Below are 21069 nucleotides of genomic sequence, written 5' to 3'. Positions count from 1 at the left end.
CGCCAATCAGGCGCAGACGCGATTTCTGCCGAGGCGTTTAGCTTCGTAAAGCATCTTGTCGGCCCTGGTGAAGAACTGGTCGGCGGACTCGCCCTGATCCCAGATCGCAAGCCCGACGCTGGTGGTGATCTTCAGCCGCGCGTTCCCCGACAGGACGACGAGCGCTGCGATCGCTCGTCTTATCCGCTCGGCCAGCTTGAGCAGCAGCTCTGCATCCATGTTCGGCGCCACCACGGCGAACTCCTCGCCTCCGAGCCGGGCGACGACGTCATGATAGCGGGTCATGTCCTTGAGGCATTTGGCGACCTCCCTGAGAACTTCGTCGCCGATATTGTGACCGTGCGTATCGTTGATCTGCTTGAAATGGTCGAGGTCCAGGATCATCAGGCCGACCGGTTTCTCTATCCGATCGAACTCGGTCAGGTACTCCCTGAGAGCGTCGTCGAAGTAGCGCCGGTTCTGGATGCCCGTGAGCGCGTCCGTCAGCGCTGCCTGCTCCAGCGTCAGCGAGCGCGCGCTGAGCGAAGCCGTCATCTGCCGCAGCTTGTCCTCCTCGACCACCTGCCTGCGGATCAACGGATAGATGAAGAACATGCCGAAGAAGAGCGCCGTACCGAGAAGTACGCCCGTGGCGAGCAGCAATCGGCGCAGATACTGGACTTCCTCCGTCCGCGCCGCCTCCGAAAACACATGCGGGCCTGCACTGATGACGCTGTAGGCATGAAACGTAACGACGCCCACCGCCAGGATGACGCCGATAAAGACAAAAAAGGCAGATTCGGATTTGTGAAAATGCATTGCCGCCTGCTAGGCCCGCTCAACGCAACGTTATGTCACGGCGGGGCTTATGGAATGTTAACGGTTTGTCGCCGCCAGCGCGCCAGCCGGCACAACCGCGGGACCTGCGGATGCACTTTTGATAAAGAATGCGTTAGCGAGCGCCTATCTCAGCTGGCTTGCTGAGGATTTATCCGCTTCCATTGCGGGCCGAACTGATGGCGGAACCAGGTCGTTTGGCGTTTGGCATATTGCCGGGTGGCGATTTTTGCCCGCTCGATCGCCTCGGCCATGGTGAGCCTGCCTTCGATCGCGTCGCTGAACTCCCGCACCCCGATCGCCTTCATCGCTGGCTTGTCTACGCCAATTCGCCTGGCGAGCAGGTCTTTCACCTCGTCCAGCGCACCCTCCTCGACCATCCGGTCGAACCGCGCGTCGATCCGCTTCACCAGCAGCTCGCGCGGAATTTCGAGCGCGGCGGCATGCGCGCTCGGCAGGTCCACAAGCGGCTCGTCGCGCATCGCCTGCCACTCCAGGATCGAGCGTCCGGACGCGTCGAGCACTTCGAGCGCTCGCACCACGCGCTGGCTGTCGGTCTTGTCGATGCGCAGGGCCGCGGCCGGGTCGCGACGGAACAGGATTTCATGCAGACGCGCCACCCCATCCTCGATGATATGGTAGCGCCATCGGTCGCGCACCTGACTCGGGATGTCGGGCATCTGGGAGAGCCCTTCGGTAAGGGCGCGAAAGTAGAGCCCGGTGCCTCCGACGAATATCGGCCTTCTGCCCTCGAGCGCGTCCCCGTCGAGCAGCGCCTTCACGTCGCGTAGCCAGGCCCCGGTCGAATAGTCGTCTGCCGGATCGACATGACCGTAGAGGTGATGCGGCGCTATCGAAAGATCCCGATCGTCAGGCCGCGCCGTCAGCACCCGCAGACCGGCATACACCTGCATGGAATCCGCATTGATGATGGCGCCGCCATGCTTGACGGCAAGCTCGATCGCCAGCGCCGACTTGCCGCTCGCGGTCGGCCCGGCTATCAGGATCGCATTCTTCACGCGCCCCGGCTTCGGTCCGGCTGGATTCTCAATGTCACTTGTCGCCACCCTTATTTCCGCTCCCAACCGCCGCGCGCTGACGCCATCGCTAGCGGATATGGCCTCTCGGTGCGTCCACGCAAGAGCTGTCGACTGGCTCGCCGACGGCATTGCCTGCGATCTCGCGCTTCCGGATGGCCCCGATGCCGCCACTGCGGAAGCCACCTTGCGCGAGGCGCTTGTCGACGCCCCTCTCGACGTCGCCGTGCAGGAAGCCTCCACCCGGCGCAAGCGCCTTCTCCTGGCGGACATGGATTCCACCATGATCGACCAGGAGTGCATCGACGAACTGGCCGACGAGGTAGGTCTCAAGGAGCACGTCGCCGACATCACACGGCGTTCCATGAACGGCGAGCTTCCTTTCGAGGCTGCGCTGCGCCAGCGGGTCGCATTGCTGAAGGGCCTTGAGACCACCGTCGTTGACCGCATTGTCGAGAACCGCATTACTCTGGCATCCGGCGGCCGGACCCTCATCGCCACGATGCGAGCGAACAAGGCCTGGACGGCGCTCGTTTCCGGCGGCTTCGACCTGTTCACCGGTCGCATTGGCGCGATGTTCGGCTTCGACGAACATCGCGCGAATGTGCTCGTGGAAGAGGCCGGCAAGCTTGCCGGCCTGGTGGTGGAGCCGATCCTCGGCCGCGAGGCCAAGGCGCACGCGCTTGAAGAGATCTCCGCGCGGCTCGGCCTCACACCTGCCGACGCCATCGCCGTCGGCGACGGCGCCAACGATCTCGACATGATCAGGCTCGCCGGCACCGGCGTTGCCCTGCACGCCAAGCCGGTGGTCGCCGCCGAGGCGCGCATCCGTATCGACCATGGCGACCTGACGGCCCTTCTCTATCTTCAGGGATATCGTCAGTCGGAGTTCGTCGCATGAAGCCCATGCGCACGGAAAGGCTGATCTTGCGCAATTGGGAGGATCGCGACCGCGAGCTGTTCTTTCGCATTAACTCCGAAGACCGCGTGATGGAGTTCTTCCCGTTCCGGCGCGACCGCGCCGAGGCCAACGCCTTCATGGACCACCTTCGCGCCGGGATTGCCGCATGCGGCTACGGCTTCACCGCAGCCGAGATTGCAGAGACTGGCGAATGCATCGGTTTCGTAGGGATCAAGGAAACGGACCTCGCCCCGTTCGTGCCGAAAGGCCGCCTGGAAATCGGTTGGCGGCTGGCCCCGGAGTTCTGGGGCAAGGGTTACGTCACGGAAGCCTCACGCCGCTGGCTCGACTTCGCCTTCGAGGAGCTCGATGCGCCTGAGGTCGCGTCATTCGCTGTCTGGAACAACCGTCGCTCGCTCGCGGTGATGCAGCGGCTCGGCATGCGGCTCGACGGCGCGTTCGACCATCCGCACGTCCCCGACACGCACCCGCAGTTCCGCCGGCACATTCTCTACCGGCTGTCGCGGGACGACTGGGCGAGAAAGCGGAGCGCGATCGAATAGGTGCAACCTCGAACGCGCGGACCCTCAACGGCGTATTTCGTCGTCCGGTAGCGGCGGCCTGTCGGCAACCAGATCCAGGAAGCGGAGCATTCCACTTCCGTCCGCATCACCAGCTTTCCGCTTGAGGAATTCCTCGGCCGTGTCCACGGAGCCCACTTTCTGTGCGACCGCAGACGCGATCCACTGATTGAGCGAAACGCCGTCCTTCTTGGCCAGCCGCGTGGCAGCCTCCTTGATGGATGAAGGCAGCTTCAAGGGGTATGTTGCTTTACTCATCCTGCAATCCTCCCAAGCAATCGGCCGGCCTCATGAGCTTCACGCCGAACCGCGCGGGCACTCCGGCGAAGTCTCGCACATTGTGCGAAATCAATGCATCTGCCCGGCCGTTGACCGCAGTCTCCAAAACAAGCTCGTCTGTGATGTCCGCCAGTTGAGGACGCCACAGGAAATGTGTTTCCACGGGCTCGGCCAAGGCTGCAAGTTCAGCGAGGAACTGATCAATCTCATTCACTGCAAAACCGTGCGCAGCAATTTGCTCGGGCCGCTTCAGCACCGACTCATATTCGAGGAACAATGCGGTTGACACCAGCGGCGTCATTCTATGCCGCGCGACCAGTCCTAGAACTTGGAACGACGCCACCTTGGCGGCTTCGCAACCCTGCGACCAAGACGTTTGTGTCGAGCACAACTCGCTTCATTTGGCCTCACCGTACATCCCATGGGATGTACGGTGCACTGACGATGACCGCCCGTCAATCCATCCGGATCGTCACGAACCGCAACTCGCCCGTCTTCGAAGCAAGCATGAGCAAGGCGTTCTTGCGGCCCTGATCCTTCAGGCCGTTGATACGGTCGAGAACGTCCTTCGGTTGGGCGACGGACTCCTGTGCGATCTCGGTGATCACCTCGCCGGCGACGATGCCGCGCTCCGCCGCGGCCGAATCCTTCGCCACCTCGTTGATGACGACGCCGGACACGTCCGCGGCAATGCCGAATTTCTTGCGCGCCTCGTCGTTGAGCTCGCCGACCGTCATCCCGAGCACCGTGGCGGTCGAGACCTCGCCTTGCTCTTCGCCGGAGGGCGCGGCGGCCTCGGCGCTGTCGGCGAGCTTCTCGCCATCTTCGAGACGGCCCAGCGTGACCTTCACGGTCTGCTCGACGCTCTTGCGCACGATCACGACGTCGACCGCCTTGCCGACCGGGCTCTCCGCGACAACCCGGGGAAGGTCGCGCATCTCGTCGACTTCCTTACCGTCGAACTTGATGATGACGTCGCCCGGCTGGACGATCCCGTTGTCAACCGGACCGCCCTTGATGACGCCTGCGACGAGCGCTCCTTTGGCCACCTTCATGCCGAGGCTTTCAGCAATGTCGTCCGTCACCGGCTGGATGCGAACGCCCAGCCAGCCGCGGCGCGTCTCGCCGAACTCTGCAAGCTGCTGGACAACACCGACCGCGAGTGCGGACGGGATGGAGAAGCCGATGCCGATCGAGCCGCCCGACGGCGAGATGATGGCCGTGTTGATGCCGACCACCTCGCCGTTCATGTTGAACAGCGGGCCACCGGAATTGCCCCGGTTGATCGCCGCATCGGTCTGGATGAAGTCGTCATAGGGGCCGGAATTGATGTCGCGGTTGCGCGCCGACACAATGCCCACGGTCACCGTGCCGCCGAGGCCGAACGGGTTGCCGATCGCCATCACCCAGTCGCCGATCCTGAGCTTGCTCGAATCCCCGAATTTTACGGCTTTCAGCTTCTTCAGCTTCGGATCGACCTTAAGTACCGCAATGTCGGTCTTGGTGTCGGTGCCGACGAGTTCGGCCTTCAGCTTGGAGCCGTCGGAGAAGTTGACCTCGATCTCATCCGAATCCGCAATCACATGATTGTTGGTGACCACGATGCCTTTTTCCGCATCGATCACGAAGCCCGAGCCGAGCGACTGCACCTTGCGGTCGCCGCCTCCGTCTTCGCCCTGCCTGTCGTTGAAGAAGTCGTCGAAGAAATCCTGGAACGGCGAGCCTTCGGGAAGCTGCGGCATCGGCACTGCGTCTGGCGTTTCCGATCCCGCCACCTTTTGCGTGGTCGAGATGTTCACCACCGATTCGAGCAGCCCTTCGGCAAGGTCGGCGACTGACGCGGGTCCCTGTGCGGAGGCGGGCGCGACGAATGCCGGCGCGGACGCCGCGGCGATCATGCTCGCTGCCGTGAAGCTGACCAGCGACCGGCGCAATGCGGTCAGGATTTTCGGCGTCATCGGTCAGGCTCCCGTTGAATCTGGATCAGCGCCGGTTCAGCGCAACCGTCTTGTTGGCTCAAAATAGGGCGTGTTTGCGGCCCACGCCATGCGGGTCGTGGATAAATGCCGGGTTATCCGCGAACAAGCCAGACGACCGCTACGCCGGCAGCGATGACGGCGAGGCCGATGCTGCGCAGCCGATGTTCGGGCATGTCGATGACATCTGCGGCAAGCCGCTTGGCAAGGCTGGGGAACCCGCCATAGACGAGGCCCTCGAACACCATCACCAGTCCGAGGGCCGCCAGAAAGTCGCTCACCTGCGCAGCTTTATTGCGCTGGCGCCGCGGAGGCGGCTGGCGGGGTCGCCGCGGCGGCCGGCGCCTGCGGCGTGCCGCCGCCCGTTCCGGCGCCGCCGGCGGGATCGCTGAAGAAGCGGAAGAATTCCGAATCCGGCGACAGCACCATCGTCGTACCGGTCCCTTCCAGCGCCTGATTGTAGGCGTTCATCGAGCGATAGAATTCGAAGAACTTCTCGTCGCGCTGGAAGGCGTCGGCGAAGATCCGGCTGCGCTCGGCTTCGCCCTCGCCTCGCTGGATCTCGGAATCGCGCTGCGCCTCGGCGACGATCTCCACGACCTCGCGGTCGGCGCGGGCGCGGATGCGCTGCGCCGCCTCGCGGCCGCGAGCCCGCAGGCGCTCGGCCTCGGCCAGGCGCTCGGCCTTCATGCGGTCGTAGGTCTGCTGCGAAACCTCGGCGGTCAGGTCGGTCCGGCGGATGCGCACGTCCTCGATCTCGAGGCCAAGCGACGTCGCGTCGGGCCGCAGCTGGTCGCGTACCTCGCGCATCATGGCGGCGCGCTCTTCCGAAAGCGCCGCCTCGAAACCACGCACGCCGTAAACCCGGCGAAGCGCCGCGTCGAAGCGGGTGCGCAGCCGCTGTTCGGCCAGATCGACGCTACCCGACACGGTCTGTCGGAACACCCGCGGATCGCTGATGCGGTAGGCGACGAAAGCGTCCACTTCGTAGAACTTGCCGCCTGACACCTGAACGCGGATGTCATCCAGGTCGAAGCGCATGACGCGGTCCTCGATGATCTGGACGTTGTCGGCGTCGAACATGGCGAACGGCGCCTTGAAGTAGATTCCCGGCTCGGACTTGACGTCGACGATCTCGCCGAAGCGGAGCACGATCGCCTGCTCCCGCTCGTTCACGACGAACACGGCCGAGTAGATCAGGAACAGGATGACGGCGGCGATGACGCCGATGATGGGCAGACGGTTGGACATCAGTTGTTTCCTTCCGCCGGAGCGCGCTTCTGCAGCTCGGGCAGCGGCAGATAGGGCACCACCCCCTGGCCGTTGCCCTGCTGGACGATCACCTTGTTGGAGTCGCGCAGCACGCGCTCCATCGTTTCGAGGTAGAGGCGCTGGCGCGTCACGTCAGGCGCCTTCGCGTACTCGTCGTAGACGGAGATGAAGCGCTGCGCCTCACCCTGCGCCTCCTGCACGACCCGGTTCTTGTAGGCTGCCGCCTCTTCGCGGATCTGCGCGGCCTGTCCGCGCGCCTGGCCGAGCTTCTGGTTGGAGTATTGATTGGACTCCTCCACGAAGCGGTCCTCATCCTGCTCGGCACGCTGCACCTCGTCGAACGCGTCCGCCACTTCGCGCGGCGGCGCCACGTCTTCGATCGAGATCGCGTTGATATTCAGGCCCGCGCCATACTGGTCGAGGGTCGCCTGCACGATGCCGCGCACGTCTTCCGCGATGCCCTGACGGTCGTCACGGAAGATGTCCTGCGCCGGACGGCGGCCGACGGATTCGCGCATCGCGCTTTCAGCGATCTGGCGCACCATCTCGTCGGGCTGCGACACGTTGAAGAGATAGGCGACCGGATCGGCCACCTGGTAGGCGACGGAGAATTTAACGTCGACGATGTTCTGGTCGCCCGACAGCATCAGGCCGGTCGAGGAATTGCCGCGCGTCTCGCCGATATTGACCAGTTTTTCGGCCGTGTTGGCCTTTTCCACCGTCTCGATCGGCCACCAGTGGAAGTGCAGGCCTGGCTGCGACAGCTCCTGCTTCGGCTTGCCAAAGCGAAGCTCGACCGCGATCTCATCCGGCTGGACCGTGTACACCGACTGGAACACCCACAGAGCCACGACGGCGAGCGCAATGAGCCCGAAGAACGCCGGGCTCCCGGCGCCTCCGCCCCCGCTGCCGCCGGGCAGCACGCGCTTCAGCCGATCCTGGCCGCTCTTGATGATGTCTTCGAGCCCTGGCGGTGTGCCTTGTGGGCCCCTCGGGCCGCGTGGCCCCTGGCCCCATGGTCCCTGGCCGTTGCCGCCGCCCCATGGGCCGCCGCCACCGCCGCTCTGATTGTTCCAGGGCATAAAAGTCCTTTCGGATAAACTCCCGTCCGCATCTGTAGCGCGGACCCGCCAACCGCTTCTCTATAGGGACGCGCCATCGCGCTTTCAACGCACCTCAACCGCGCCGGCTTCATTTGCCGGTTCGGAAACGCTCATACAAGTGTATTTCTGCGCGACAAACTGCGTCTCTTGTACACGGTGTGCCGGGTTTCGTGCGTATCCCGCTCGCCCGCAGGCACATTCTCCGATGCGACAGGTTCCCAGACCTCCGGGTCGATAGGCGGAAATCGCGTGTCTCCGTCGGGCGCTGCCAGCACATGGGTAATGTGCAACTCATCTGCGATGGGCAGCGCCTGCGCGTAGATCTCGCCGCCGCCGATCACGCAGATTTCATCGGCTTCGGGCATGCAGCGTCCGCGCACCCGCGCCAGTGTGATGGCGTCGTCGAGCGAATGCACGACCTCCGCGCCGTCTGCCCGGAAGGTTCTGTCCCGCGTCACCACAACGTTCAGCCGTCCGGGCAGCGGGCGCTTGGGGAAACTCTCCCACGTCTTGCGGCCCATGACGATTGGATTGCCCATCGTATCCGCCTTGAAGCGCTTCATGTCCGACGACAGCCGCCAGGGCAAACCGTTGTCGCGTCCGATCACGCCATTCTCGGCAATCGCCACATGGATGGAGATGTTCAGGGCGCCCTCATCCATGGCTGGTTCCACACGCTGCGATCCTCATACCGCGATCGGCGCCTTGATCGTGGCGTCGGCGACATAGTTCTCCAGCCTGAAATCCTCATAGCGGAACGCGAAGAGGTCAGTCACCGCGGGGTTGATCCACATGGTCGGCAGCGGCTTCGGCGTGCGCTTCAGCTGCTCGCGCGCCTGCTCGAAATGGTTGGAGTAGAGATGCGCATCGCCGAGGGTATGGATGAACTCGCCGGCCTTGAGGCCGGTCACCTGCGCCACCATCATGGTCAGCAGCGCATAGGACGCGATGTTGAAGGGAACGCCAAGGAAGATGTCGGCCGACCGCTGGTAGAGCTGGCACGACAGCTTTCCGTCCGCGACGTAGAACTGGAAGAGGCAATGGCACGGCGGCAGCGCCATTTGGTCTACTTCCTCGGGATTCCAGGCCGAGACGATCAAACGTCGCGAATGAGGATTCTTGCGCAACTGGATGAGAAGATTCGCGATCTGGTCGATCTCGCCGCCGTCCTTCGTCGGCCACGAGCGCCACTGTTTGCCGTAGACCGGGCCGAGCTCGCCGTTCTCGTCGGCCCATTCGTCCCAGATCGTGACGCCGTGATCGTTCAGATACTTAATGTTGGTGTCGCCGGCCAGGAACCACAGCAGCTCGTGGATGATCGACTTCAGGTGCAGCTTCTTGGTCGTCGTAACGGGAAAACCGTCCGACAGGTCGAAGCGCATCTGGTAGCCGAACACGCCGCGCGTACCGGTCCCCGTGCGGTCGCTACGGTCGGAACCGTGATCGAGGACGTGTCGAAGGAGGTCTAGATACTGCCGCATGGCCGCCTGATCGATTCTGTAGGGAGCAATCATATAGGACGGCGGTCAGCCGGACCACAGTCCGTGTCCCTGCCTACACTAGTGCGAGCCGCGCCGCGCCAGCGGGCCGATGAGTTCGATCCTGTTTGTCCACACATATCCGTCGAAGGCAGCCGGCACACGCGCGAACTCCTCGGCGCTGTCGATGCCGGCCGTCCCCGGATCGCCGGCGCCATAGGGCCCGAGCAGGATGATGTCGCTGCCTGCGCCGCGCATGCGCTGCTGGAAGAGGTTCGGCCAGCCCCAAAGCCATGGCGCGATGTTGACCGGCACCATCACCATGGTGTCGCGGCAGGCTTCGGGCACATAGCCGGTCCAGCCCAGCGCCATGTAGCGCGTCATGCAGTGCACCAGGCCGCGCCTCGTCCAGCTCCTGGCCCCCGGGATGAGGCTTGCGGCCCGCGCGGTCGGCGCATCGCCGCCATAGACGCCCCAGACGGCCTCCTGCCAGCCAAGATTTTCGGCCGCCACCGCCGCCAGCATGTCGCCTTCCCGTGCCTCATTGCTCTTGAAATTGACGAGCAGGCGGCCCGGAACGGCGACAAGCACCTCCGGCAGCGTCGGCATCAGCCCAACACCCTTGCCGCGAAACGGGAACGTCCTGCCGCCGTCTGCGGTGTAGCCGTGGCCGATGTCGAGCGCCTTGAGCACCGCCATCGTCTGCTCACGGGTCACGCCCTTCCCGTTGGTGCGGCAATCGACAGTCCAGTCGTGCAGCACGGCGAGTTGACCGTCGGTCGTGGGATGCACGTCGAGTTCGACAATGTCAGCCCCGGCATCGAAGGCAGCCTGCATCGAAGGGATGGTGTTTTCGAGGAACGTGTGCGTCGGCGCAAAGATCCTCTCCGCAGTGCAGGTGTCGTTGGTCAGTCCCTCGCGGCTGTAGGTCTGGTGCACGCCGCGGTGGGCGATCAGCCGGACCGACGCGTTGGCCGGCGGCGAAACCCGCCACGACGCGTTCCAGACGTAGACTGCGGCCACGATCGCCGCGAAAACGATAAGGATCTTGCGCATTGGCTCCCCTGCCTGCGCCCCCGCGTCGGGGTTGTGCTTTTGGCAGGTGGCACAACTGTGGCGGCAAGCCGCATACGAACGCATTCGTCACAAGACGCTTCACATTGTCGGCCGGCATGCCTATATTCGCCCTGTCAGCTTGCTGACTATGGCGATAAACGGCCGATGAAATAAGCCATTCGGACCCGGGGGCGGTACCCGGCGCCTCCACCACAAGCCGCCGCGACCTTGCGAGAGGATCGGCGGCTTCTGATGGGGGCGAAATAGGATCGACGAGGGTGTAAAGATCGGACTTTTGCCCGGCATTGTACCACCGTTATCGGGCTAACCTTATAGTTGCCAACGACAACTATGCTGAGGCACGTCTCGCTGCTTAATGCGGCGCGATAGTCTCGAATCAAGCCCTAGGGGTTAGCACCTCTAGGCGGGGCTCGGAGGCGCCTGGCAACAGAAGCCTCCACTTCCCTCCCCTTATTCTCCCTTTCGATCGCCGAGCGACGACTTGCAGTGGTCCGCAACGAGGCCGCGCATCGGCACCGATTCGCCGTTCCAGGAGACTCCTCGATATGCCATCTGCGAGCAGTCGCTACATCGTGCTCACGGGAGGCCCCGGTGCAGGCAAGACGACCACCCTCGACCTGCTGAAGGCGGCCGGATACAGCGGAACTGTCGAAGCCGGGCGCGCAATCATCAAGGACCAGCAGGCGATCGACGGCCCGGCCCTGCCTTGGCGCGATCCGGCCCTGTTCGCCGAACATATGCTTGCCTGGGAAATGCGCTCCCACGCGCTCGCCGCCGGGACCGCCGGCGTCACCTTCTTCGACCGTGGCGTGCCCGATGTCATCGGCTACCTGCGGCTGAGCGGCCTGCCCGTTCCGCCCCATGTCGAGCGGGCCGCCCATGTCTTTCGCTACAGTCCGAGGGTTTTCGTCTTCCCCCCGTGGCGGGCGATCTTCGGCCAGGACGCCGAACGCAAGCAGGATTTCGCCGAGGCCGAGCGAACCTTCGAGGCAGTGCGCGGCGCCTACCTCGACCTCGGCTATGCGTGCGTCGAGGTGCCGCCCGCACCGCCGCCCCAGCGCGCCGCCTTCATCCTCCAGAGCGTCGGCCTGAACTCGGCCGCAATCTGAAATGAAGCGGCGCGCCGAAAGGGCGGGCCGACTTCCTTTTCTTCCGATGGCTATTCGGCAGGAGTCATTTCGAGGTTCCTGGCTGGGCGGCGCGAACGCAGCGTCACCAGCGTGAGCAGCAGCGCGATGGTCGCGCACGCTGCAATGCCCGTCACCATCGGCATCGGCCTGCCGTCGGCGAATATGCCGGTCACCATCATCGCGGCGACGCCCGTGACCATGTGAAGCGTGCCCATGAGCGCGGATGCGGTGCCGGCATTCTCGCCATGCTCCTCCATCGCCAGCACCGACGTGGTCGGAATGACGAGACCAAGGAAGCCGTAGCCGACGAACAGCATCGCTGCGATGAAGTACAGCGACTCCACCCCGGAGACCGTCGCCGCGAACATGGCGATCATCACGGCCGCGTATCCGAACACCGCGAAGCGCACGACGCGGCCCAGCCCGTATTTTGCCGTCGCCCACCCGCTGAACTGCGAGACCGTGAAGAACGACACCGCGTTCACCGAGAAGAACAGGCTGTAGGCCGAGGGCGACATGCCGACGAAGGACGAGTTGGCCAGGTAGACGAAGAAGCTGGCGACACCGAAGCCGCCGATCAGCGAGAGGCCGACAAAATTCCGGTCGACCGACAGTTGCCGATACCCTTTCCAGGCTGCGCCGAACGACCCACCCTTGCGGGCCTCCGCCGGGCGCGTCTCCTCGAGCCCGACCATCATGAGGAGAAAGCCGAGCAGCGCGGCGATGGTGACGGCCCAGAACACGGCGCGCCATCCGAAGGCGTCGATGATGAAGCTGCCCGTGAGCGGCGCCAGGATCGGCGAGATGCTGAACACCAGCATCAGCAGCGACATCAGCCGCGCTGCCTCCGGCCCTGTGTGGAGGTCGCGCACGACCGCGCGCGGCACGACCATGCCGGCGCTCGCGCCAAGTCCCTGCAGCAGCCGGAAGAAGATCAGCCAGCCGACGTCGGGCGCCAGCGCCGCACCCACGCTGGACAGCGCGAAGACGACGAGGCCGCCGTAGAGCACCGGCTTGCGCCCATGGATGTCGGCCAGCGGACCGACCACCAGCGGAGCGACTGCCAGGGCGAGGAACATCACAACGAGGCTCATCTGGACGGCCATGTCGCTGGCGCCGAGATCAGCGCCGATGGTCGGCAGCGCCGGCAGGTACATGTCGATTGCGAACGGTCCGATGGCCGAAACGAGGCCGAGCACGATCGCGTAGCGGAAGTAATTCGTACGCATGCCAATTCTCTTTGGGTTGTCGTCGGAACCCCCTGCCGGCCCGTCGAAAAAAACGACGGGCGGGCCCGTCATTTCGCGAAGCTTACCGTCGGGTAATGTCCATTCTTTTAGACAGGCTTGTCCAACTGATCAACCGCATGTATAAAAAATCTCAATGATACCTGTCATTGCTCCTGACATCGGCTCCCTAAGAGGCCACGCCGCCAAGCGGCTCTCGATTCTCGACGCGGCAGCCCATGTGTTTTGCCGGGAAGGCTACGGCGGCGCGAACATCGATATGGTGGCGATGGAGGCTGGCGTCTCGCGTCAGACCATCTACAACCACCACGGCGACAAGGAAAAACTGTTCCTGGCGGTCGTCCGGGAGGTGACCGAGCGCATCAACGCCGGGATCTTCGACACGCTCTCCACCTTCCCCGACAAGCCCGGGGACCTGCACGCCGACCTCACGGCCTTCGGCATCCGCATGGTTCGCAACTGCATCTGCAGCCGCGACGGCCGGTTCCTCCGCAAGCTCATCCAGAGCGAGGGCGATCGCTATCCGGAGCTCTTCGCGACCTGGCTGAAGGACGGCCCGGGCCGCACCTGGTCCGCGCTCGCGGCCCGTTTCGCCCGGCTGGCGCTCGCCGGCCATCTGCAACTCGACGACCCCGATCTCGCCGCGCGGCAGTTTCTTGCCCTGGTGCGGGTCGACCTGGAGATGGGCATGATGCTCGGCGTCACGCCCACGGAGTCGGAACTGCAGACCTCCGCCTCTGCCGCCGTCACTACTTTCCTGCGCGCCTATGCGCGCGCGGACCGACCCTGACCCGCCACTCCGGTCCGGCATGAGGCGCCGCCGGGCTGCTCATCCTGCCGCAGTGCACTATCTGCGGTTTACCTCGCCAAGAAGCTTGGTTAGACGTAAGATGTGACTCACGAAGCAGGCTGACCGGACACCTATGGCCGAAGACCATTTACGCTATGACATTCTGGTCCAGGAGGCCCTGCGCGGCGTTATGCGCAAGGTGCTGACGGAAGTGTCGCGCACCGGCCTGCCGGGCAATCATCACTTCTTCATCACCTTCCTGACGGGGGCTCCCGGCGTTCGCATCTCGAGCCGGCTGCGTGAGCGCTATCCGGAGCAGATGACCATCGTCCTGCAATTCCAGTACTGGGACCTGAAGGTCTCCGAAGCGGGATTCGAGGTGGGCCTTTCCTTCTCCGACGTGCCGGAAAAGCTGGAGATACCTTTCTCGGCAGTACGCGGCTTCTACGACCCGTCGACCAATTTCGAGCTGGAGTTCGACGCAAGGGCGGAGGAAAGCGCTGCCGCCCTGCCTGTCGAGCCGCCGGCCAAGCTGGAGGCCGTTCCGAAGGCAGCGGCGCCGGCTGCCAAGTCCGACGCCAAGAAGGACACCGACGCAGCAAAGCCCGACACCAAGGGCGCCGACGTCGTCTCCCTCGACGCCTTCCGCAAGAAGTAACCCGTGGCCGAAATCGTCAACCTGCGCCAGGCCCGCAAGCGCAAGGAGCGTGCGGACCGCGATCGTGTGGCTGCCGAGAACCGCGCGCTCCACGGGCGCAGCAAGGCCGAGCGCCAGCGTGACGAAGTGGCTGCAGCGCGTGCCGCGGCGGACCTCGACGGCCATCAGCGTGAACGCCGGGACGACCCGGATTGAGCCTCGTCGTCAAGCGATCCATCTCGATCCGCGGTCATCGCACGAGCTTTTCCCTTGAGCAGCCCTTCTTCGACGACCTGGCGCGGATCGCCACTGCCCGCGGCATGCCGCTGGCCGCCCTCGTCGCCGAGATCGATGGCAACCGCCCTTCCGGCGCCAACCTGTCGTCGGCCATCCGGCTTCATGTCCTGGAGTGGGCGAAATCTGGCCACGTGGAGGACCCGTCGAAGCCGGGCATGGGCGTCGACCGCGGCACGTCCGCGAAGGACGTGAGCGTATAGAACGGCCCGGACGGCCGGCGAATGTCTTACTTGTCGACCATCGTCGCAGGCTGCACCTGCTGCGGGATCAGCCCGGGACCGTCAACCGCGCCGCGCCGCTTCGATCGCGGCGACATCGATCTTCTTCATGTCCATCATGGCGTCGAAAGCGCGTTTTGCTTCGCTGCCGCCGGCAGCCATAGCCTCGGTCAGCACGCGCGGCGTGATCTGCCAGGAGACGCCCCATCGGTCCTTGCACCAGCCGCACGCGCTCTCCTGGCCGCCATTGCCGACGATGGCGTTCCAGTAGCGGTCGGTCTCCTGCTGGTCGTCAGTGGCGATCTGGAACGAGAAGGCCTCGTTGTGCTTGAACCTGGGGCCGCCATTGAGGCCGAGGCAGGGAATACCCGCGACGGTGAACTCCACCGTCAGGACGTCTCCCGCCTTGCCGGACGGGTAGTCGCTCGGCGCACGGTGAACGGCATTCACCGAACTGTTCGGAAAAGTCTCGGCGTAGAAGCGGGCCGCGCCTTCTGCGTCCCCGTCATACCAAAGGCAGATCGTGTTCTTGGCAATTGCCATTGTTCGTCCTTTCGCTTCTGGAGCAGCTTCGGCCAGATGTCCCAGCATCGGGGCAACTCGCGGTTGGCATCGACGATTGCCCCCGCATCTAGAATGTGCTCGTGCGCATGACGTTCCGCGACCGGATTGCCGCCGCGCGTCGCATGTTGCGGACAACGCCTGTCGACGCGTTCGATGGCCGGCCAGCGCTCCGATTGGGGTATGAACCACAGCGATGTGCGTTTTTCAGGGCGTCAACCGCTGGACAGGATTATCATCGTGGCCGGTTGAGGGCGATAGCCGCACCGGATCAGTTCCCCAGCGATTCCAGGATTTCCTTCAGCGAGAACGGGTTGCGGCGCTTCCTTGTCGGCTCTTCGAACGCGTCCGAGGAATCCCGATCGGAAGGCACAGGCGCCGCCTGCTCGGTCGGGGGCGGCGGGAACTCACCCTGCGTCGCTGCGCGCGCCGCCTCCTCGTCGGCCTCGCGCCGGGCCTGTTCCGCGGCGCGTTTTGCCTCAGCTTCGGCATCCAGCCGCGCCTGTTCTTCGGCCTGCCGCCTGGCCTCCTCTTCCGCCTTGATGCGCGCTTCCTCCTCGGCCTTGATCTGTGCGGCGTCGTCGGCCTTGCGGCGGGCGTCCTCCTCGGCCCTGCGCTGCTCCTCGGCAAGTCGGTCGCGTTCCTTCTGGAGGGCAGCGTAGTAGCGGGCTTCCCGGCGCAGCCGCTGCTTCTCCAGGAGGTCGGCCTGCATGGCCTCGACCCGCGCCTGCTCGATTTCCAGCGCCCTCTGGGTCAGGAACTGAGCGAGCGGATCGGTGTCGAAGGTGAGGTTCGCCGCGCCGGGCGTTCCCGAAAGCGCGAAGCGCACCGTGGGCTCCGAGCCGACAAGCGCCTCCTCGCCCGGCGCATAGGTTATGGCGCCATCGGCCGCCACCGTCCGGTCGTTGGCGTCGCCGCGCACCTCGACGGAAATCTTCGCGTGAGGGTTGTCGAGCGTAATCGGCGGCGCGCGCAGCACCCCGCCGGCGACCGAGAAGGCGAGGTCGACGTTGCCCGCGGCATAGGAGCCGCCGCCAACCAGCGCCGGCGCGAACGCCGCGGTCTTCGGTCCGTCGATGTCGCGTCCGATCCTGTCCGCCTCGGCGATCAGGGCCGGGAATGCATCCGGGTTGATGCCCCGCAGAACCACGTCGTGCAGCGACGACGTCCCCGAGCCGGAAAGCGCCGCCACGATCCCTTCGATCGACTTGCCGCTGCCCGACAGCGCGGCGGAGATATCCCCCCGCCCGTCGATGGCCGAACTCCGCAGGAGCTGCGAGATGTCCGCGTTCTCCAGCTTGAGCTGGGTCGAGACCAGGCCCGACCCGTCATTGTTCTTGAGCTCCAGCAGCCCGCTCAGTTCCCCGTCCGCCAGCTTGCCGGTCAGGTCGCTGATCCGCAGGCCCTCCTGGCTCAGCCGCAGCGACAGACTCGCGTTGCTCACCGTCGCGATCGGCCCGACCGAGAAGCTGCCCGCCGTGAGATCGACGTCGGCGGCAAGCGGGGCCAGCGACTTCGGCTGGAAAGGCGTGGTGGCCCAGTCCGCATCCGCGCCTTCGAGGGTGGCCTCGCCCAGAATCGCCTTGGCGATCGGGTAGACGTCCAGTTCATCCATCGCGAGCTGTCCGGAAAGATGCGGCAACCCGTCCTTGACCTCCAGGTTGACGTCGCCGGCGACCGCACCTTCCGCAACCGTGCCGTCCAGGCCGCTCAATACCAGCAGCCCGTTGCCGTAGTCGGCCTCGGCCTTGAGGGCGACGGCGGTTCCCGTTCCCATCCCGGGCAGCGCTAGCCCCGCCGTCATCATCCAAGGCTCGATGTCGGTGGCTTCCAGCGTGATGGACCCCTTCGCAGAAGGCCCGTCTTCGGCGGCGCCGACGCTCCCCTCGAAACCGGCTGCGGCGTGGTCGCCGGTGAAGCGCAACTTCGTCGCGAGCCCGTCCCGCAATGCGCCTTCCGCCGAAAGCTCAACCGAGCCCGGACCGGTCAATCCGAGAGGCAGCGTCTCCACCCCGAGCAGCGACATGAGCGCCGTTGCGTCGGCGTTCTTGCCGTTGAAGGCGAGCGAGATCCTGGCTTCGGGCTTTGCGATCGCTCCACGGTAGTTTCCGGTGAAATCCGTACCGCCGGACACGCCCTTCGCGTCGAGTGAATAGATCGTCTCGTCACCCTCGTCGACGGACGCCTCAGCGACCAGGCTGATTTCACTGTCGGCGTAGAGCCCGGCATGGGACGCCCCGCGTTCGCGCAGCGCGGTCAGCCAGGGCTGGCCGGGATATTGCGCCGCGAGGACGTCCAGCAGCGGCTGCAGATCGACGGCGACGAGCGTGGCGTCGAGTTCGCCCGTCGGCTTCACCGGAAAATTCTTCACGCTCGCCGTGGCGCCGATCGTGGCGCCTGCAAGATCGCCGATCGCCAGCTTGTCGACCTCGATCGTTCCGTCGCGCAGGCGGAGCGCCGTGTCGAGCGTGCCCGCCGTCATCCCCGCCGCCGTCACCGGGCCGGCCCTCACCGCGATGTCCAGGTCGGTATCTGAGAAGCGGTTGGTCCCCTTCTCGCTCACGAACAGCGACGCGAAGGCCGACAGCCCGTCGAAGTCGAGTGCGCCGCCGTCGAGATGCACCTTGATCGAGGGCCGCGCGTCTGCTGGCCGCCGGCTGTCGACCTCGCCGCGGAACTTTGCCGCGCCGAGCTGCAGCTCGAGGTCGCGGAACGATTGCTGCGTCGCCGTCAGGTCCACGGACGAACTGAACCCCGCCGCCGGCAGTCGCCGGATCGCCTCGTCAACATCCTTCGACAGCCAGGCCATGAACCCCGAGGGCTGCGCGATGGCCAGAAGCAGGTTGCCCTTGAAGCCTATCTCCCCGACAGTCGCGAGTGTGCCACGGGCTTCCACGGTTGTGCGTCCGGGCAATGTGGCGGCGAGCGATTCGATGTCCCAGTTGCCTGCCTTCGGCTCGGCCGACAGCCTGACGTCCCGGATCATGGTGTCGCCGGCGACGATCGCCGGCAGGTTGACCTGGACCGAGCCAGGAATTGCGGGCATGGGCAGACCCGACAACAGGCTCTGCAGGCCCGCCAGGCGCGCTTCGACCGATTGGCCCGCCCCGCCGCTGCCGCCCTCCTCGTCCAGGCGCACCTGCGCGCCGTCGGCCGTGATCGAGAAGCGCGGTTCAGCGCCGAGATCGACGGACGCCTTGCCCTCTGCCACATACGGGTCATTGACCGGCCCTGTCTCGAAACGGAACTCGTCGATCGAGAGGCGCTCATGAGTGACGCTGAACGCGCCGCCCAGCCGGTTTGCCGGCGGTGCGGGCGCGCGGTCGCCCTTGGCCGCCGCACGCGGCGTTCCCTCGCTGCCGCGCAGCTCGTCCTTGACGTCTTCCTTGGCGACGACGCGGAAAGCGCCGGCATAGGTCGGTATCCCCTTGTCCATGCGCGCGGTGCCGTCGGCCTCGACGATCACCGGGTAGATCGCCGGGTTGGTTCGGATCCGCAGCCGCATCCCGCCAGCGTCGTCGACGGCCCCGGTGGACACCGACAGCGCCGCCTGCCGTCCGTCGGCGCGCAGCATCCCCTCGATGTGCCACGGCCCGACCAGCGAACGCGCCGACCCGTCGAGATTGATTTCCGACAGCACGTGCTCGCGTCCGCCCGCCGTATGGCGCACGACCACCTCCCCGTCCGTGATCGTCAGCTTCTCCAGCGAGATGTCGCGTGCGCCGAATGGCGCCGAGGGACGCACCGCCCAGTCGATGGTGCCGTCCGCGGCGACCGTGACGGTTGCCTTCGGTCTCACCAGGCGCATGTCGAAGATCAGGAACTCGCCCCGCATGAAGGGGGCGAGTTCGGCGTCCATGGAGAAGGTTTCGACCGTCATTGCGGGTGTGTCGGCGTTGCCGCCCACCGTCACGTCCGAGAACGTCACGGAGGGGAACGGCAACAGGCGCGCCGTCGCCTCGCCGCGAACCGTCACCTTGCGACCCAGGATCGCGCTCGCCTCGCGCTCGAAGTCCGCACGGTAGTTCGTCCAGTCGATGAAATAGGGGCCCACCAGCGCCGCCGTGAGGGCCAGCACCAGCAAACCTCCGATCAGGACAAATAGACGGCCAAGCATCGCTCCTCGCCCAAAGGAATCTCCCAAGCCCCTTGCAGCTTAGCGGGATCAGTCTGACGATAAAGTGGCGAGCCCCCCGCGTCGATGCCTGGTTCAGGCAAGCGGGAAGATCTTCCCCGGATTCATGATGTTCTGGGGATCGAGCGCGACCTTGATCATGCGCATGAAGTCGACGCTCTCGCCGAGTTCGCTCTCCAGGAATGCCAGCTTGCCCTGGCCGATCCCGTGCTCGCCGGTGCAGGTGCCGTTCATGCCGATGGCGCGCATGTTCAGCCTTGCCACAAATTCCTCCGACTTGGCGATCTCCTGTGCATTCTCCATGTCCATCAGCACCAGGACGTGGAAATTTCCGTCGCCGACATGCCCGACGATGGGCGCGATCAGGCCCATCCGCGCGATGTCGGCCTCGGTCTCCGCGATGCACTCTGCGAGACGTGAGATCGGCACGCAGACGTCCGTCGAGAGGCCCTTGGCGCCGGGGCGCAACGTCTGCGAGGCCCAGTAGGCGTCGTGGCGCGCCTTCCAGAGCTTGGCGCGCTCCTCGGCGACCTTGGTCCACAGGAACGGCCCGCCGCCGAATTCGGCCGCGATCTCGCCAAAACTCTCGGCCTGCTCGGCGACGCCCGCCTCGCTGCCGTGGAACTCGACGAAGAGGCAGGGGCTCTCCGGGTATTCAAGCTTGGAGTAGTTCTTCAGCGCACGCATCTGCAGGGCGTTCACCAGCTCTATGCGGGCAACCGGAATGCCCATCTGGATGGTCGCGATCACCGCGTTGCAGGCGTCCTCGACGGTCGGGAACGGACACACCCCGCCGGAGATCGCCTGCGGAATGCCATAGAGCTTCAATGTCATGGACGTGATGATGCCGAGCGTGCCCTCTGAACCGACCAGCAGGCGGGTGAGGTCGTAGCCCGCCGACGTCTTCTTGGCGCGCCGCGCGGTGGTGATCGCGCGCCCGTCCGCCATCACCGCCGTCACCGCCAGCACGTTCTCGCGCATGGTGCCGTAGCGCACGGCATTGGTGCCGGATGCCCGGGTCGCCGCCATGCCGCCCAGGCTGGCGTTGGCGCCGGGGTCGATCGGGAAGAACAACCCGGTGTCGCGTATATACGTGTTCAGCGCCTCGCGGGTGACGCCGGGCTCAACCGTGCAGTCGAGGTCCTCCGGATTGACCGCCAGCACCCTGTCCAACTGCATCAGGTCGACCGAGATGCCGCCGCCCGGCGCATTCGTCTGGCCTTCGAGCGAGGTTCCCGTACCGAACGGGATGACCGGCACGCGATGCTCGGCGCAGACGCGCACGATCTCCTGCACCTCTTCCGTGGAGCGCGGGAAAGCCACGCCGTCCGGCGCCTGGTTGGGGATGTAGGTCGTCGTGTGCGCGTGCTGCCTGCGAATGTCCTGCCCGGTCTGGAAGCGGTCGCCCAGGCGCTGCTTGAGGATGCCGAGAGCGGCGGCAATGCCGGCTTCGTTGCGCTCCACCTTGATCAGGTCGCTCAGCGCCATGATTTCCTCCCTCGATGGACCAGTGCGGCCCTTGTTGTTCGCATCG

At 65.3% G+C, this 21069-nt stretch carries 22 protein-coding genes and 1 other RNA gene; 8 read left to right on the top strand and 15 right to left on the bottom strand.

Features of this window, described 5'->3' with window-relative positions; translation table 11 throughout:
• Positions 1-6: 6 nt before the first annotated feature.
• On the bottom strand, positions 7-798 hold the full coding sequence (locus PD284_RS11825; protein ID WP_274628393.1) for a GGDEF domain-containing protein: 792 nt from the start codon (positions 796-798) through the stop codon (positions 7-9).
• 149 nt (positions 799-947) lie between these two features.
• Positions 948-1883 carry a tRNA (adenosine(37)-N6)-dimethylallyltransferase MiaA gene (miaA, locus tag PD284_RS11820; RefSeq protein ID WP_411956197.1) on the bottom strand — a complete coding sequence of 312 codons (936 nt, stop codon included), beginning with the start codon at positions 1881-1883 and terminating at the stop codon, positions 948-950.
• Here miaA and serB point away from each other — a divergent pair.
• Positions 1867-2754 (top strand): phosphoserine phosphatase SerB, encoded by an 888-nt coding sequence (serB, locus tag PD284_RS11815; RefSeq protein ID WP_274628392.1) that lies wholly within the window; start codon positions 1867-1869, stop codon positions 2752-2754. The genes miaA and serB overlap by 17 nt on opposite strands.
• Entirely contained in the window at positions 2751-3317 is a 567-nt protein-coding gene (locus PD284_RS11810) for a GNAT family N-acetyltransferase (RefSeq protein WP_274628391.1), read from the top strand. Before serB ends, PD284_RS11810 begins: the two co-directional genes overlap by 4 nt.
• Before the next feature lie 24 nt (positions 3318-3341).
• Here PD284_RS11810 and PD284_RS11805 read toward each other — a convergent pair whose 3' ends face one another.
• The 9 genes from PD284_RS11805 to PD284_RS11765 all read right to left on the bottom strand — a co-directional run bounded on the left by PD284_RS11805 (position 3342) and on the right by PD284_RS11765 (position 10499).
• Positions 3342-3593: a type II toxin-antitoxin system HicB family antitoxin gene (locus PD284_RS11805; RefSeq protein ID WP_274628390.1), complete on the bottom strand. Its 252-nt coding sequence runs from the start codon at positions 3591-3593 to the stop codon at positions 3342-3344.
• Positions 3586-3915, bottom strand: a complete 330-nt coding sequence (locus PD284_RS11800; protein ID WP_274628389.1) for a PIN domain-containing protein — start codon at positions 3913-3915, stop codon at positions 3586-3588. Before PD284_RS11800 ends, PD284_RS11805 begins: the two co-directional genes overlap by 8 nt.
• A gap of 154 nt (positions 3916-4069) precedes the next feature.
• Positions 4070-5572 carry a DegQ family serine endoprotease gene (locus tag PD284_RS11795; RefSeq protein ID WP_274628388.1) on the bottom strand — a complete coding sequence of 501 codons (1503 nt, stop codon included), beginning with the start codon at positions 5570-5572 and terminating at the stop codon, positions 4070-4072.
• Positions 5573-5685: 113 nt separating this feature from the next.
• On the bottom strand, positions 5686-5871 hold the full coding sequence (locus tag PD284_RS11790) for a DUF2065 domain-containing protein (RefSeq protein ID WP_274628387.1): 186 nt from the start codon (positions 5869-5871) through the stop codon (positions 5686-5688).
• 10 nt (positions 5872-5881) lie between these two features.
• Entirely contained in the window at positions 5882-6841 is a 960-nt protein-coding gene (gene hflC / locus PD284_RS11785; protein ID WP_274628386.1) for a protease modulator HflC, read from the bottom strand.
• On the bottom strand, positions 6841-7944 hold the full coding sequence (hflK, locus tag PD284_RS11780; RefSeq protein ID WP_274628385.1) for an FtsH protease activity modulator HflK: 1104 nt from the start codon (positions 7942-7944) through the stop codon (positions 6841-6843). Before hflK ends, hflC begins: the two co-directional genes overlap by 1 nt.
• Before the next feature lie 131 nt (positions 7945-8075).
• Positions 8076-8627, bottom strand: coding sequence for a dihydrofolate reductase (locus PD284_RS11775; protein ID WP_411956196.1), 552 nt, complete (start codon positions 8625-8627; stop codon positions 8076-8078).
• Positions 8628-8651: 24 nt separating this feature from the next.
• On the bottom strand, positions 8652-9446 hold the full coding sequence (locus tag PD284_RS11770; RefSeq protein ID WP_274628384.1) for a thymidylate synthase: 795 nt from the start codon (positions 9444-9446) through the stop codon (positions 8652-8654).
• Positions 9447-9524: 78 nt separating this feature from the next.
• Complete coding sequence (locus PD284_RS11765) at positions 9525-10499, bottom strand: glycerophosphodiester phosphodiesterase family protein (protein ID WP_274628383.1); 975 nt, start codon at positions 10497-10499, stop codon at positions 9525-9527.
• A 94-nt stretch (positions 10500-10593) separates the two neighbouring features.
• On the opposite strand from PD284_RS11765, the gene ssrA reads away from it, so the two are divergent.
• Positions 10594-10961: a transfer-messenger RNA gene (gene ssrA, locus PD284_RS11760) on the top strand.
• 104 nt (positions 10962-11065) lie between these two features.
• Entirely contained in the window at positions 11066-11629 is a 564-nt protein-coding gene (locus tag PD284_RS11755; RefSeq protein ID WP_274628382.1) for an AAA family ATPase, read from the top strand.
• Positions 11630-11679: 50 nt separating this feature from the next.
• Here the strand turns inward: PD284_RS11755 and PD284_RS11750 are convergent, their stop codons facing one another.
• A complete protein-coding gene (locus PD284_RS11750) occupies positions 11680-12879 on the bottom strand; it encodes a multidrug effflux MFS transporter (protein ID WP_274628381.1) in 1200 nt (399 codons plus the stop codon).
• A 154-nt stretch (positions 12880-13033) separates the two neighbouring features.
• Here PD284_RS11750 and PD284_RS11745 point away from each other — a divergent pair, with 154 nt between their 5' ends.
• The 4 genes from PD284_RS11745 (at position 13034) to PD284_RS11730 (ending at position 14821) form a co-directional block, all read left to right on the top strand.
• On the top strand, positions 13034-13687 hold the full coding sequence (locus PD284_RS11745) for a TetR/AcrR family transcriptional regulator (protein ID WP_274628380.1): 654 nt from the start codon (positions 13034-13036) through the stop codon (positions 13685-13687).
• Positions 13688-13820: 133 nt separating this feature from the next.
• The gene (locus PD284_RS11740) at positions 13821-14345 is read left to right on the top strand and encodes an SspB family protein (protein WP_274628379.1); all 525 of its coding nucleotides are present in this window, start codon (positions 13821-13823) and stop codon (positions 14343-14345) included.
• A gap of 3 nt (positions 14346-14348) precedes the next feature.
• Complete coding sequence (locus PD284_RS11735) at positions 14349-14540, top strand: DUF4169 family protein (RefSeq protein ID WP_274628378.1); 192 nt, start codon at positions 14349-14351, stop codon at positions 14538-14540.
• A complete protein-coding gene (locus PD284_RS11730) occupies positions 14537-14821 on the top strand; it encodes a ribbon-helix-helix domain-containing protein (protein ID WP_274628377.1) in 285 nt (94 codons plus the stop codon). The genes PD284_RS11735 and PD284_RS11730 overlap by 4 nt, the downstream gene beginning before the upstream one ends.
• Positions 14822-14902: 81 nt before the next feature.
• On the opposite strand, the gene PD284_RS11725 is transcribed toward PD284_RS11730, so the two are convergent.
• From PD284_RS11725 to PD284_RS11715, 3 genes are all read right to left on the bottom strand, one after another.
• Positions 14903-15382, bottom strand: coding sequence for a VOC family protein (locus PD284_RS11725; RefSeq protein WP_274628376.1), 480 nt, complete (start codon positions 15380-15382; stop codon positions 14903-14905).
• Between the two features lie 289 nt (positions 15383-15671).
• On the bottom strand, positions 15672-19517 hold the full coding sequence (locus PD284_RS11720; protein ID WP_274628375.1) for an AsmA family protein: 3846 nt from the start codon (positions 19515-19517) through the stop codon (positions 15672-15674).
• A gap of 93 nt (positions 19518-19610) precedes the next feature.
• Positions 19611-21023, bottom strand: coding sequence for an FAD-binding oxidoreductase (locus PD284_RS11715; protein ID WP_274628374.1), 1413 nt, complete (start codon positions 21021-21023; stop codon positions 19611-19613).
• Positions 21024-21069: the final 46 nt, after the last annotated feature.

It is taken from the genome of Mesorhizobium shangrilense, from assembly GCF_028826155.1.
Classification (GTDB): domain Bacteria; phylum Pseudomonadota; class Alphaproteobacteria; order Rhizobiales; family Rhizobiaceae; genus Arvimicrobium; species Arvimicrobium flavum.
Note: the sequence above shows the minus strand (reverse complement) of the source record. Positions and strands in the feature narration are given on the sequence as shown.

Excerpts from the sequence above, each read along its gene's own strand:
- PD284_RS11765 (WP_274628383.1), bottom strand. The coding sequence starts at position 10,499 with ATGCGCAAGATCCTTATCGTTTTCGCGGCGATCGTGGCCGCAGTCTAC.
- PD284_RS11750 (WP_274628381.1), bottom strand. The coding sequence starts at position 12,879 with ATGCGTACGAATTACTTCCGCTACGCGATCGTGCTCGGCCTCGTTTCG.
- PD284_RS11800 (WP_274628389.1), bottom strand. The coding sequence starts at position 3,915 with ATGACGCCGCTGGTGTCAACCGCATTGTTCCTCGAATATGAGTCGGTG.
- PD284_RS11770 (WP_274628384.1), bottom strand. The coding sequence starts at position 9,446 with ATGCGGCAGTATCTAGACCTCCTTCGACACGTCCTCGATCACGGTTCC.
- PD284_RS11740 (WP_274628379.1), top strand. The coding sequence starts at position 13,821 with ATGGCCGAAGACCATTTACGCTATGACATTCTGGTCCAGGAGGCCCTG.
- PD284_RS11720 (WP_274628375.1), bottom strand. The coding sequence starts at position 19,517 with ATGCTTGGCCGTCTATTTGTCCTGATCGGAGGTTTGCTGGTGCTGGCC.
- PD284_RS11715 (WP_274628374.1), bottom strand. The coding sequence starts at position 21,023 with ATGGCGCTGAGCGACCTGATCAAGGTGGAGCGCAACGAAGCCGGCATT.
- PD284_RS11805 (WP_274628390.1), bottom strand. The coding sequence starts at position 3,593 with ATGAGTAAAGCAACATACCCCTTGAAGCTGCCTTCATCCATCAAGGAG.
- PD284_RS11725 (WP_274628376.1), bottom strand. The coding sequence starts at position 15,382 with ATGGCAATTGCCAAGAACACGATCTGCCTTTGGTATGACGGGGACGCA.
- serB (WP_274628392.1), top strand. The coding sequence starts at position 1,867 with ATGTCACTTGTCGCCACCCTTATTTCCGCTCCCAACCGCCGCGCGCTG.
- PD284_RS11795 (WP_274628388.1), bottom strand. The coding sequence starts at position 5,572 with ATGACGCCGAAAATCCTGACCGCATTGCGCCGGTCGCTGGTCAGCTTC.
- PD284_RS11755 (WP_274628382.1), top strand. The coding sequence starts at position 11,066 with ATGCCATCTGCGAGCAGTCGCTACATCGTGCTCACGGGAGGCCCCGGT.
- PD284_RS11810 (WP_274628391.1), top strand. The coding sequence starts at position 2,751 with ATGAAGCCCATGCGCACGGAAAGGCTGATCTTGCGCAATTGGGAGGAT.
- PD284_RS11775 (WP_411956196.1), bottom strand. The coding sequence starts at position 8,627 with ATGGATGAGGGCGCCCTGAACATCTCCATCCATGTGGCGATTGCCGAG.
- hflC (WP_274628386.1), bottom strand. The coding sequence starts at position 6,841 with ATGTCCAACCGTCTGCCCATCATCGGCGTCATCGCCGCCGTCATCCTG.
- PD284_RS11825 (WP_274628393.1), bottom strand. The coding sequence starts at position 798 with ATGCATTTTCACAAATCCGAATCTGCCTTTTTTGTCTTTATCGGCGTC.
- hflK (WP_274628385.1), bottom strand. The coding sequence starts at position 7,944 with ATGCCCTGGAACAATCAGAGCGGCGGTGGCGGCGGCCCATGGGGCGGC.
- PD284_RS11745 (WP_274628380.1), top strand. The coding sequence starts at position 13,034 with ATGATACCTGTCATTGCTCCTGACATCGGCTCCCTAAGAGGCCACGCC.